Below are 12,695 nucleotides of genomic sequence, written 5' to 3'. Positions count from 1 at the left end.
TAAGTATTTGATTTATAAGAAATAAAAATAGTATTTTGTCTTTAATGATAAAAGTGAGGCTTTAAAAATGATGCCAAAGTGTGGTTTCAATAAATTGGGCTGAAATGTTGGACAGTTCATAATCTTTTTTATAAATAATGCCCACCGCCAGTTGAGTTTGGTTGTCGCCAATTTCAACCAACACATTTTTTTCAAGATCAATGAATTTCTGAAAATGCCGTGGAATCGCACTGACGCCCATGCCATAGGCAACAAAGTGAGATAGGGAACTAATTTGGTGGCATTCGACTTTCAAATCCAACACCACTTGATGCGCCGCACACTGTTCCTCAATTACATGTCGAATAATCGAGGGGTTTTGTAAGGTCACAAAAGGGTAAGAGCAGAGTTCCAGCCATGTCACGCTTTTTTGTTTGGCTAAGGCATGGTGTTTGGGTAACAGAGCCAAAAAGTCTTCATTAAATAAGGGCTGGAAAATCAGTTGATCATTCGGTTTAGGTTCAAAACAAATGCCAATCTCAAAAATGCCTTCTTGAACTTTTTCAATAATTTTTTCATTGGTAATGTCATGGATGGAAAAACTGATGTTGGGGTGTAATTGTGAAAAATCATGCATGACTGCGGGGAGTACCGCATGGGTGGCAAAGGGCATTGAGGCAATATTTAAAGTGCCACGGTTGAGTTTAAAGCGCTGTTTGACATCTTTTTCCATATCTTCCCAGTTAGCCAGAAGCTTTTTGGCATAGGGAATCAGGGACTGACCTTCGGTGGTGATTGCTACCCGACGTGTATTGCGTTTAAACAGTTTTCCACCGAGTTCCTCTTCTAGCGTTTTAATACTTAAGCTGAGAGCGGATTGGCTCAGACACAGTTCATTGGCTGCATTGGCATAATTAAGCGTACGTGCAAGGACTAAAAAGGCTTTTAATTGTTTGAGTGTCATGAGCTTCCCTGAGCAATGATGCAACACGATGTCGAATGAAAGTGAACGTGCTTTTCTCCAATGGTTTACATGAAAAATACAACAAGAGGTCAAAATAGATCAAGTGATGAAAGTAAATGTGGTTTTGATTCGATGGGTCAAAGCAGTATAAGCCGAACAGCGTGATAGTCTGTAAAAATATGTTTTAACTAAATGAAAAATATAAAAATTGATTATTTTGTGTGATTTCGAAATTTTACCTTTAACTTGATACAATTAGTTTGATCAGTCTTACTAGGGCATGGATATTAATCAATTTTTCTTCTTACTCAATGATTATTTTCAAACAATGTGCGGGTTTATATGCATTATAGTCTGACCCATAAGCTGAAATATTAATGCTCTGATGGATAAATATAGTACATAGATCAGAGTGCACATAGACATCTCGTCATGATGGAAAATAGACGGTCTATGGATACGTATAGGGTACTTTCAGTACAGGTTGATTGTACTGTGACTCAACTACATTTGACATCATTCGCCATTAATATCACAGCACATCAAGACATATTTTCTTTAAGGATGGAGTAAAAAATATGTGGGATTTGGGTGTAATTTTATTGTCTCTTGGGCTACTGATGTATACAGCCTACAGAGGTTTTTCTGTAATTCTTATGGCACCGATTTGTGCCTTGTTGGCGGTTTTACTGATTAACCCTGCTAACGTTTTGCCTTTTTATTCAGGCGTGTTTATGCCCAAAATGGTTGGGTTCATTAAAGATTATTTCTTGGTGTTTTTACTCGGTGCCATCTTCGGTAAAGTGGTTGAAATGTCAGGAATTGCCGAATCTATTGCCAAAACCATTGTCAATCTGATTGGCTCTAAAAATGCGATGTTAACCGTTGTGCTTTTAGGTGCAATTTTAACCTATAGCGGCGTCAGTCTTTTTGTCGTGGTGTTTGCTGTTTATCCATTTGCAAATCAACTCTTTAGACAAGCCAATATTCCAAAGCGTTTGATTCCAGGAACCATTGCCCTTGGTGCATTTACCTTTACCATGGATGCCTTGCCAGGAACCCCACAAATTCAAAACGTTATTCCAACCACATTCTTTGGTACGGACATTTATGCGGCACCGTTTCTTGGTTTGATTGGTGGGGTATTTGTTCTTGCTACAGGTTTGAGCTATTTAGAATGGCGCCGTCGTGTAGCCGCTCGAAATGGGGATGGCTATGCCACAGGTATTGAGCTGACAGAAGCCGAGCAACAACAACTGAAGCAAAACTTAGATACCACATCAAATGGTTCTACCGCGCGTCAATGGTTAGCTTTTGTACCGCTTATTTTAGTTGCCGTGACCAATAAATATTTATCAACCGCAATTAAAGAATGGTATCCAAACGGTTTTGACTTTAATGCGATTGGACTTGCAGCCTACACGGTCGATGTTGCGAAAACCTCTGCCATTTGGGCCGTGGGCTTGGCTTTGATTGTGGGCATTATCACAGCCATTTCATTTGACTTCCGCCGTGTCTATACGGGCTTTAAAGATGGCGTTAATGCCAGTATTGGCGGGTCTTTACTTGCAGTGATGAATACTGCATCTGAATATGGTTTTGGTGCGATCATTGCGGCCTTACCAGGTTTTGCGATCATTAGTCATGCATTGGGTAATACCTTTACCAATCCGCTGGTCAATGGTGCAGTCACCACGACAGTTTTAGCAGGCGTGACAGGTTCAGCTTCTGGTGGGATGAGTATTGCTTTAAGTGCGATGGCCGATCAGTACAATGCTGCGATTCTCGCCATGGGAATTCCACCTGAAGTCATGCACCGTATTGTCGCGATGGCATCTGGCGGTATGGATACCTTACCGCATAACGGCGCCGTGATTACCTTACTTGCAGTCACAGGTTTAACCCATAAGCAATCCTATAAAGACATTTTTGCCATCACGATTATTAAAACCATCGCGGTATTTGTTGCCATTGCTGCCTTTACTTGGTTTGGTATTGTTTAAGACTTTGGAATGAAAAAAGAAGACAACGGAGTACATGATGAGTCAACTGTTAAAAGATAAAGTTGCATTTATTACTGGTTCAGCCAGCGGTATTGGACATGAAATTGCAAAGAAATTTGCCAGTGAAGGTGCCAAAGTTGTCATTTCTGATATGAATGCAGAGAAGTGTGCTGAAACGGTTACAGCTCTTCAAAATGAAGGTTTTGAGGCTTTGTCTGCGCCTTGTGATGTGACTGATGAAGAAGCATATAAAACAGCGATTGAGCTGACTCAGAAAACCTATGGGCGGTTGGACATTCTCATCAATAATGCGGGTTTTCAGCATGTTGCAGTGATTGAAGACTTTCCAACCGCAGTCTATCAAAAGTTGATTAATGTCATGTTGGTGGGGTCGTTCATTGGCATCAAGTATGCATTTCCCATCATGAAAGCGCAGCAGTTTGGTCGCGTGATTAATATGGCTTCGATTAACGGTCTGATTGGCTTTGCTGGTAAGGCAGGCTATAACAGTGCTAAGCACGGTGTAATTGGTTTGACCAAAGTTGCGGCTTTAGAGTGTGCGCGTGATGGTATTACGGTGAATGCGCTGTGTCCGGGCTATGTCGATACACCGTTGGTACGTGGTCAAATTCATGACTTGGCTAAAACCCGAAATGTCAGCGAACAAAGTGCATTAGAAGATGTAATTTTGGCGATGGTGCCACAAAAACGCTTACTCAGTGTAGAGGAAATTGCGGATTATGCGATCTTCCTTGCCAGTGATAAGGCGGGTGGTGTAACGGGTCAAGCCGTGGTGATGGATGGTGGCTATACCGCGCAATAACTTGCCTCAGCATAGGTTTAAAAATTAAAAAACCTCGGATGTTCGTATCCGAGGTTTTTTTATAGTGCCCGATTTTGTAAAAGTACCCAACTAAAAATCATTGTGAAACGTGATAAAAATATCTAAGTACCAAGAAAATTTAAAGTTTGTGTACTGTTGTAATCTTAATTAAATATCTGCGGTGTATGGTTCAGCCATCTTTAGATGGGTTGATGCCATGCTCGGTTCTCTTGAAAAATTCCAATTAAAAACAATCAGCGTGGCATGTATAAGTTTCAGCGCTTTATTGCTTACCGCTTGTCAAAGTACGACGATAACGCGAAATCAACAGGCCAATACAGCGCAACAGCTCCAACAAGAAAAAGTCCAACAACCGAAACGTGTGGTCTTTTTCTTGGGTGATGGTATGGGCATTACCACGCTTACCGCTTCACGTATTTATGCTGTTGGTGAAGATGGTCAGTTGGCGATTGATCGGCTGCCTGAGTCTGCTTTTGTTCGTACCTTTTCTGAAGATGCACAAGTCACGGACAGCGCACCTTCGATGGGCGCATACATGACCGGTGTGAAGATGAAAAACGAGGTGATCTCGATGCAGACAGGGACAATTGCGGTTGAACCTGACTCAGTAGGGAATAACCAGTGTGCGACTAACCCTCAAAACAAAAATAAGCAAAACACACAGACTTTACTCGAATTAGCCAAAGCAAAGGGTTGGGGAACCGGGGTTGTAACCACGACGCGGATCACGCATGCCACGCCTGCATCGACTTATGCGCATATATGCCACCGTGATGCTGAAAATGACATTGCATCACAGTTGGTCCCGAGTTCAAAAGGTGATGCTTATCAACGCTATAACCTCAAACTCAAAGATGGGGTCGATGTGGTTTTGGGTGGAGGTAAGCGTCAATTTTTGCCCAAAGATGCAGGTGGAGAACGTACTGATGGGCGCAATCTAATTACCGAGATGCAAAAGGCAGGCTACCGCGTGGTTTTTGATGAAAACCAACTCTCCCAAGTGCAACTGGCGAAAAATGAAAAATTATTGGGTTTATTTAATCACAGTCATTTAAATTACGACTTGGATCGCACCAAGAAAAACTTGGCAGAGCCAAGTCTCAAGCAAATGACGCTGTCTGCTTTAGACATCCTGACGCAAAATAAAAAAGGTTTTTTCCTGATGGTGGAGGGCGGGCGTATAGATCATGCGCTGCATGACACCAATGCCAAACGTGCTTTACAAGACACGATTGCCTTAAATGATGCTTTAGAAGCAACCATTCAAAAGCTTAAACAAAGTGATCCTGAACTTAAAAATACACTGATTGTAATCACGGCCGACCATGATCACACCTTGGTTTTAAATGGTTATGCCAAGCGTACAGGAAAATACGTCGAAGGTAAGGAAACCAGCGTGCTTGGATTGGTAAAAAATTATGACCAAGCGGGCTTTGCTCAAGATATTCATGGTCAACCTTATCCGATTATCGGTTTTGGTACGGGCAAAAAACGCCCCACTCAAAACCGTATGGATGACTTGGTACTGAACTTAAAAGACACTGATGTCTGTCATCCAGTACAAGGGCCAAAGGCACCGCAAGGTGAAAAATATAGTTTCACCTATCCTTTGGCTGAAACGGGTTGGTGTACGGGCACTGCTGCGGATGATTTCCAACAAGAAGCTGTGATTCAAACGGGCTATAAAGATAAAGAAACGCATGGCGGTGCAGATGTGTTTTTAGGTGCAATTGGTCAGGGAGCCGATCAGTTCTCAGGTAGCCTTGAAAATATTGAGGTCAATCACCTCATTCGTAAGATCACAGGCTTATAGCAGAGGGATATCACATGAAACATACTTTAAAAACCATCCCATACATGATGCTTCTGCTTACAGCGTCGATTTCTTCAAGTGCTTTGTATGCTGCTGACACCACAGTTACACCGACGAAAAGCGTTATATTCTTTTTAGGCGATGGCATGGGACCAACCACAGTGACGGCAAGTCGTATTTATGCTGTGGGGGAAAATGGCAAACTGGCCATGGACAGCATGAAGCACGCAGCACGGATTAAAACCTATTCTGAGGATGGTCAAACCACAGATAGCGCTCCCTCTATGGGCGCCTATATGACTGGGCAGAAAAATAAAAATGAAGTGATTGCGATGACAACAGGAACGGTTGCGGTCGAACCTGAAGATGGAAAATTGCCGAATGGCAAAAGCTTAGCGAAAGCCATCAACCGTTGTCCAGAACAGGGCCGTAGTATGGTCGCAGGGATGCCTGCGTTAAGTATTTTAGAACTGGCAAAAAAGCAGGGAAAAGCGGTTGGTGTAGTGACGACGACTGAACTCACCCATGCCACACCTGCGGCAACCTATGCACATATCTGTCATCGTGATGCGCAATACGATATTGCGCTTCAAGCTGTTCCAAAAGGTAAAGCTTATAATCCAAACTTATTGGATGGCATTAATGTCCTTATGGGAGGCGGCTTAAATCACTGGACGCCTTATGATGCAGTCTCCAACCCCAAAGGGCGCTTGGATGGTCGTGATTTATTGGCAGAGTTTAAACAGCAGGGTTATCAAACCGTTTTAAGCCAAAGTGATTTGGCACAGACGGTCAATACTCAGAAAATTTTCGGCGTATTCTCCACACAGTCGCATTTAAATTTTGATTTGGATCGACTCAAGAAGAATATAAAGACTGAACCGAGTCTGGCGGCGATGACCAGTAAAGCGATTGATGCACTGCAAGCACAGAGTCATGGACAAGGCTATTTCTTGATGGTTGAGGGTGGGCGTATTGACCATGCGCTACATGCCAATAATGCCAAACGGGCATTGCAGGAAACCAAGGCATTTAATGATGCAATTCAAACTGCACTGGATAAAGTGGATTTGAGCAATACCTTGATAGTAGTGACGGCAGACCATGACCATGTGATGACCTTTAATGGTTATGCCGCACGAACGGGCCAAACGACGGAGACTAATCCAGGTATTTTGGGGCTGAGCTATGACTATAATATTGCAAAAGAGCAAAATGCTTACAGCAAAGTGCTGGCTGATGGCCAAGTACATAATCCATACCGCGATGTAAATGGGGCAACAGGAACGACGCTCGTTTTTGGAAATGGTACGGGTAAACGTTTAGATATTCGTGACAGTATTAGCAACGAGCAAGCCTTTGCCGACGACTATAAACAAGAAGTCGGGGTACAACTGGCGAAAAGCGAAACACATGGCGGCGGAGATGTGATGCTGTTTGCTGAAGGAAAGAATTCAAATCTTTTCAAAGGCACACAAGAAAATACATGGGTATTTGAGCAATTGAAAAAGGCATTTGGATTCTAATGGATATAAGATTAATACGGCCGTTCAAATTCAAAATGAAGTTCTTAGCATTGTCTTTCAGTTTGCTCAGTCCATGGGTATGGTCGGCCGATGAATATCGTATTGATTATCAGATTGAACGGTTGGATGCCAATGGGGTCACGACCATTCAAAAATACAGTGAGAAAATGATTCGAGATGCGCAAAATATTTGGATTGAACGTTTAAACACTCAAACGCATGCTGACGAAGCCCAGACACATAGCAACGCTCATGTGTCTGCCAAAACAGACACCCATGAGCATGCGAGTTTTGACAGTGCAATTCAGTGGATGCAGCGCAAAGATGTAGTCGGGCAAGCAAACGTAGAAAGTCCGTTTCAGCGTTTTTATATTTTGCCAGATGAAAAAATGCGGGTGCAATTGCAGGATGTCGATCAAGAAATGCTAGGGATGAAAAACTGTTGGCGCTGTGAATATAGTTTGATTCATCCTGACATTTTAAAGCGAGCACAATTGATTCAACGTGATCCGAAGTTAGCGCATTATCAAATACGCAGTGCTGGGCAAACGTTGAATATTATATGGAATGAACAGGATCAACTGGTTCAAAAATATGAATTGCTCAAACCGACCTCTGGCTCTGCCAAAACCTTTACCGTGCGCAAAATTGGCCAACATGTTGCTACACCTTGGACGCAAACAGAAAAATACAGCGAACGTGACTATGCGGACTTTAGTGATTAGCCGATGGGTTTTTGACTTTTAATTCCGACGTTACAATAGCAATATCCGTGATTTTTTTGGGGAAAATAAGTGGTTAGGACTGTGCCGCTTGTACTGTTAAACCACTCCAACGTTTAAATGCACGTCGAAAATTAGTGGCATCGTTAATTTGTAAATACTGAGAAATCTGTTCAGTTTTAAAACCATGTACACGATATAAAATGATGGCGGTATGCAAACGACTTTGATCGAGTTGCGCCTGAAAATGGGTCTGATGCTTTTTCAGTTTACGTTTTAAGGTGGCAGAACTCATTTGAAAATAATCAGCAGTTTGTTCGAGTTGAATATTATTTTGAATATTTTGCATGAAGTATTGATGCAAACTGAGCAAAAAACTCTGTTGAATATTTTGAGCTGTCATTTCTTTCAGCGCATGTTGATAACTGATCGCAGCTAAGGTCGAAGAGGCATTGGGAAGTTTTTCATGGACCAAGTCACGAGGCAGGCTCATCATGTTGATCGGGCGATTAAATTCTAAAGCACTGCCTAAATGCGTCCAATATTGTTCAATATAATCCGGTTCAGAAAAATTAAATTCGAATTTCCACGCTAACTTGGTTTGATACAGTTGACGGCTAAATGCTTGTATTGCACTCATTGCACTTTCGATTAAAAAGCGATTTTCAAGCTTGTTTTCATCTAACCAATAAATATGAATATGGCTTTGGCTGTACATGAGTCGAGGGCATAACCACGGTGAAACAGACGCGGAAAATGTTAAATAACGGCTAAGCGCTTCATCGAAGGTCGATGCATACAGCATGGATTTAATGGCGTCATTAAAGGGGGTGGTTAGGCTGCGTTGACCGAATAAAAAACTGATGTCCTGATTGCGAAAACACTGCTCAGCATTTGTTAAAACCTGTTGTAACTGTTGCTGGCTAATCAGCTTTTGCCCTGAAAAGATATCTTCCAAGAAAATACCGCTACCACTGAGTAGGACGTGATGTTCGACCTCATGGCTGACTGCTAAATCAATTAAAATAGACAATTGATGATGCGCAGGAATGTAGCTGTAGTCGCATTCAAAGCTCATACCGTGACTCGCTTTGGTGAGTAGTATTGCTTCACTTGGAGCAATTGCTGATTTAAGGCACTCAAAAGTTGCTGAGCAGTTTGGTATTGCCCGACTGAACAGCAGGTCGTGAGTGCTTTTAAAGGAATGTGTGCGGACAGATCACGTTGATAATAAGCACTGACCATAAGCATGCGCTCAAGTTGAGCTGCTATTTTTTCAGCCTGTTGTAGCTTCGTCTCTGGTAACAGCATAATAAAACGATCTCCTGCGAAGCGGCAGAGCAGGTCTTGTGGTCGTAAGTTTAAGCTAATCAATTGTGAAACATGCTGTAAAATAGATGTGCCTTCATCAAAACCATGTGTTTGATTAATCTGATTAAAATTATGCATATCTAACAATATGACGGACATGTCGCTGGGTTCATGCAAGTTTTGCTCAATTGCAGCTTTGAGCTGTGTTTTAAAGTAATGCGCATCGGCCAAAGGGGTGAGTGCATCGAATAAACGATGATCCCGATAAATACGTTCTCGTTTTTGCATGTGTTTAGAAATCGCCAGTTCTTCTTGATGCCAAAAATAAATCCCGATGGTAAATAGGCACAGTCCAATTGGAAAAGGAATGGACTCAAGCCATGCATCCCACATGATTTCTTTAGGTAGGCGAATAAACTCATCTAAGCTGTCCATCCACATATGGAAAAAAATAAAACACAGTCCATAAAAGATATAGTTGGTTACACGGCCCAAAGGACGGCTTTTAATAATAAAGAAAATCCAAATACCAATAAAAACAGTTGCTCCCCCTTCACCTAAAATATCGACCCAGTTCCATTCAGCAAACGACTTGCTCTGTCCAAGTAAGATAAACAACCACAGGGATAAGCTACAGGCAGTCGCTACACATAACAAAGGCCAGCGGTAGTAAGCAAAGTATTTAGGCATAGCATTTTTTGAAATGATTTATTTTCGCCCAAGCTAAACAGATTTAGATGACAGTTTGATGGCAAAGGCTAGAGTCAAAATAGATCAGTGTATTTTTGCTTTTTGAGAATAAAAATGCTGAAAAACCCTATCTTTGTGGTGAATATGCATCATTCTGTATGCTCAGTATTTTCTCTATACAGATCAAATTAGCTCACTTTTTGCTGAAAATGGCCAAAAATAAATAAAAAGGGCAGATCGTAAAAGGCACTGTCACATCATGTTCACATTCAATTTCTATTGTGCGTTCAAACCACGCCACTTTGGCTTGAGGGGAAGAACATAATGCAAAATAATCAGAGCCGTTTCATGAAACATAAGCGTGCGGGTTTTCAGCTCAGTACACTGGTCCTGTCAATGCTGAGCATGACGCATCTACATGCCGAAGATAACACGGTGGAATATGTACAGGTCATTGGCCAAGCTGCAAGTATGGATAAAGCACTCAAAGAACAAAAGCGTGCCGACCAAATCAGCAGTGTGGTACATGCCGATGGCATTGGACAATTACCCGATGACAATGCCGCAGAAGCTTTGCAACGGATACCGGGTGTATCTACAGAGCGTGACCAAGGCGAAGGACGTTTTGTTTCGGTTCGTGGTTTAGGTGCTGACTTAAATGCAGTGACCATCAATGGTACTTTGGTTCCCGCGCCTGAAAGCGATCGCCGTGGCGTGGCATTGGATGTCTTACCATCAGAGCTGGTGCAGTCTTTGGCTGTGGTGAAAACGCTGACACCAGATATGGATGCCAACTCATTAGGCGGTACGGTGCAAGTTGAAAGTTTATCAGCCTTTGACCATGACGGTTTGTTTTATACGGGAACGGTTGAAGGTGGTTATGATGAAAAACGGGAAAAATATAGCCCTAAAGCATCGGGTGCCATCAGTAACCGTTTCAGTGTTGGTGAGGGGCAAGACAACCTTGGGGTAGCGCTGGCACTGAGTTATCAAAACCGAAAATTTGGCTCGGACAATGTTGAAACGGGTGGGGCTTGGGATGGCGACGCACTTGAAGAAACCGCAATGCGCCAATATGACATCGAGCGTGAGCGCATTGGTGCAGGGCTGAATTTTGATTACCGCCCCAATGACACAGGCGAATACTATTTAAGAACGTTATATAGCCGATTTAAAGATACCGAATCGCGTCAAGAAGTTTCAGTTGAATTTGCCGATCCACAACTTGCAGGGCAAAGTGGAGATGCCGAAGTCACTCGCTCATTAAAAAGTCGTGTTGAAACGCAAGAAATTCAGTCCTTTGTTTTAGGGGGCAAGCAAGGTTTCGGCACGTGGACTGTTGAAGGCCAACTCGGTTATAGCGAAGCATCGGAGGAAAACCCAGGCGGTATTTCAGGGGCGAAATATAAAGCTGAGTTTAGCAATGTTGGCTTTAGCAGTACCCAAAAGCCAGTTGTAACGGCAGATCAAGATTTTTATGATGCTGCCAACTATGAGCTAGATTCGGTGTCGTGGGAAAAGTCTAAAACCACCGATAAAGAATACAACGGTAAATTAGACTTTTTAAAAGACTATATGTTGGGGAATTATGCTGCTGCATTGAAGTTTGGGGGCAAAATCAGTCAACGTGAGAAAACCAATAATACCGATGAGTGGAAATATAAAAACCTCAGCACATCAAGTTCAGATTTCAATTCAAACAGTCACTATGAACTGGGACAGTTTGGTCCAAGCATCAATGAAAATGCCATTCAGGACAAAATAAATGGGCTAAACGCTGCTGACTATGTGGTTGCGGATGGCTCCATCATTAATGACTTTAAGTCAAATGAAGACATACAAGCGGCTTATGTCATGAATACGATTGATTTGGATCAATTGCGTGTGATTGCTGGTTTACGTTATGAAAATACCAACTTTGAAGCACGTGGTTTTGAGTTTAATGATGATGTGATCACTGCGACCAAATATGAAAATGACTATGATCATTGGTTGCCAAGCTTACATTTGCGTTATCAATTGGCGGACAATACCTACCTGCGTGCGGCATGGACCAATAGTGTCGTGCGTCCGAACTTTGCGCAAAGTGCGCCAGGTGTTTACATAGATGGTGATGAAGCTGAGTTTGGTAACCCAATGTTAAAGCCTTTAGAGTCTTCTAACTTTGATTTGGGTGTAGAAAAGTATTTTGGCAAAGCCAGTATGGTGAGTTTTTATAGTTTTTATAAAGATATCGACAATTTTATCTATAACACCAATATTGCAGGGACAGGTCAGTGGGCTGACTTTGATGAAGCTGTGACTTATAAAAATGGTCAAAGTGCCAAACTCTATGGAATGGAGTTTGCCTATTCACAAAAATTTGACCACTTAGGAGCACCATGGAACGGGTTCTTGTTGGGTTTAAATACCACCTTTAGTAAGTCAGAAGCGGATATTGATTCGATGAAAGATGGTGAACTTCTGAATCGTCGTATTCATTTGCCAAATCAGTCGGATGTGGTGGCGAATGCGATGCTTGGCTGGGAAAATGAACGTTTTGGTGTACGACTTTCAGCAAATTATAAATCGAGTTATCTGTATGAACTTGGTGACATTGATACGCCTGAAAAAGATATTTATACCGATGACCAAATCTTCCTTGATTTTAGTAGTCATGTGAACTTATCTAAAAACTTACAGCTCAAGTTTGATGTACAAAACATCACCGATGAGCATTATTACAACTATGCAGGTTCTAAGGCTTATAACGCGCAATATGAAGAGTATGGCCCAGCTTACAAACTGGCACTGACCTATACCCATTTTTAAGTCGAATTAAATTTAGTACTCAGGTTTGCTCA

9 protein-coding genes are annotated in these 12,695 nt (G+C 42.1%); 6 read left to right on the top strand and 3 right to left on the bottom strand.

Annotation, left to right across the window (positions count from 1 at the left end; genetic code table 11):
* Positions 1–61: 61 nt before the first annotated feature.
* A complete protein-coding gene (locus tag GBI16_RS12330; RefSeq protein WP_151707165.1) occupies positions 62–943 on the bottom strand; it encodes a LysR family transcriptional regulator in 882 nt (293 codons plus the stop codon).
* Between the two features lie 578 nt (positions 944–1,521).
* Here GBI16_RS12330 and GBI16_RS12325 point away from each other — a divergent pair.
* The 5 genes from GBI16_RS12325 to GBI16_RS12305 all read left to right on the top strand — a co-directional run bounded on the left by GBI16_RS12325 (position 1,522) and on the right by GBI16_RS12305 (position 7,854).
* Positions 1,522–2,946 (top strand): GntP family permease, encoded by a 1,425-nt coding sequence (locus tag GBI16_RS12325; RefSeq protein ID WP_110974976.1) that lies wholly within the window; start codon positions 1,522–1,524, stop codon positions 2,944–2,946.
* Between the two features lie 37 nt (positions 2,947–2,983).
* Positions 2,984–3,769 (top strand): 3-hydroxybutyrate dehydrogenase, encoded by a 786-nt coding sequence (locus GBI16_RS12320; protein ID WP_151707164.1) that lies wholly within the window; start codon positions 2,984–2,986, stop codon positions 3,767–3,769.
* A gap of 217 nt (positions 3,770–3,986) precedes the next feature.
* Positions 3,987–5,603 (top strand): alkaline phosphatase, encoded by a 1,617-nt coding sequence (locus tag GBI16_RS12315; protein ID WP_151707163.1) that lies wholly within the window; start codon positions 3,987–3,989, stop codon positions 5,601–5,603.
* Between the two features lie 14 nt (positions 5,604–5,617).
* Positions 5,618–7,129 carry an alkaline phosphatase gene (locus GBI16_RS12310; protein ID WP_086208632.1) on the top strand — a complete coding sequence of 504 codons (1,512 nt, stop codon included), beginning with the start codon at positions 5,618–5,620 and terminating at the stop codon, positions 7,127–7,129.
* A gap of 35 nt (positions 7,130–7,164) precedes the next feature.
* A complete protein-coding gene (locus tag GBI16_RS12305; RefSeq protein WP_228146973.1) occupies positions 7,165–7,854 on the top strand; it encodes a hypothetical protein in 690 nt (229 codons plus the stop codon).
* 73 nt (positions 7,855–7,927) lie between these two features.
* On the opposite strand, the gene GBI16_RS12300 is transcribed toward GBI16_RS12305, so the two are convergent.
* Positions 7,928–8,929, bottom strand: a complete 1,002-nt coding sequence (locus GBI16_RS12300) for an AraC family transcriptional regulator ligand-binding domain-containing protein (RefSeq protein ID WP_005234808.1) — start codon at positions 8,927–8,929, stop codon at positions 7,928–7,930.
* Entirely contained in the window at positions 8,926–9,852 is a 927-nt protein-coding gene (locus tag GBI16_RS12295) for a diguanylate cyclase domain-containing protein (RefSeq protein WP_086208630.1), read from the bottom strand. The genes GBI16_RS12300 and GBI16_RS12295 overlap by 4 nt, the downstream gene beginning before the upstream one ends.
* A gap of 324 nt (positions 9,853–10,176) precedes the next feature.
* Here GBI16_RS12295 and GBI16_RS12290 point away from each other — a divergent pair, with 324 nt between their 5' ends.
* Positions 10,177–12,663 carry a TonB-dependent receptor gene (locus tag GBI16_RS12290; protein WP_086208629.1) on the top strand — a complete coding sequence of 829 codons (2,487 nt, stop codon included), beginning with the start codon at positions 10,177–10,179 and terminating at the stop codon, positions 12,661–12,663.
* Positions 12,664–12,695 lie beyond the last annotated feature (32 nt).

Source organism: Acinetobacter sp. TUM15064, assembly GCF_008980265.1.
In the GTDB taxonomy this organism is placed as follows: Bacteria; Pseudomonadota; Gammaproteobacteria; order Pseudomonadales; family Moraxellaceae; genus Acinetobacter.
This window is presented reverse-complemented; position numbering and strand designations above follow the sequence as displayed.

Bases quoted from the DNA above. Each gene is read 5' to 3' on its own strand.
- GBI16_RS12330 (WP_151707165.1), bottom strand. From the start codon at position 943: ATGACACTCAAACAATTAAAAGCCTTTTTAGTCCTTGCACGTACGCTT.
- GBI16_RS12290 (WP_086208629.1), top strand. From the start codon at position 10,177: ATGCAAAATAATCAGAGCCGTTTCATGAAACATAAGCGTGCGGGTTTT.
- GBI16_RS12295 (WP_086208630.1), bottom strand. From the start codon at position 9,852: ATGCCTAAATACTTTGCTTACTACCGCTGGCCTTTGTTATGTGTAGCG.
- GBI16_RS12305 (WP_228146973.1), top strand. From the start codon at position 7,165: ATGAAGTTCTTAGCATTGTCTTTCAGTTTGCTCAGTCCATGGGTATGG.
- GBI16_RS12315 (WP_151707163.1), top strand. From the start codon at position 3,987: ATGCTCGGTTCTCTTGAAAAATTCCAATTAAAAACAATCAGCGTGGCA.
- GBI16_RS12325 (WP_110974976.1), top strand. From the start codon at position 1,522: ATGTGGGATTTGGGTGTAATTTTATTGTCTCTTGGGCTACTGATGTAT.
- GBI16_RS12310 (WP_086208632.1), top strand. From the start codon at position 5,618: ATGAAACATACTTTAAAAACCATCCCATACATGATGCTTCTGCTTACA.
- GBI16_RS12320 (WP_151707164.1), top strand. From the start codon at position 2,984: ATGAGTCAACTGTTAAAAGATAAAGTTGCATTTATTACTGGTTCAGCC.
- GBI16_RS12300 (WP_005234808.1), bottom strand. From the start codon at position 8,929: ATGAGCTTTGAATGCGACTACAGCTACATTCCTGCGCATCATCAATTG.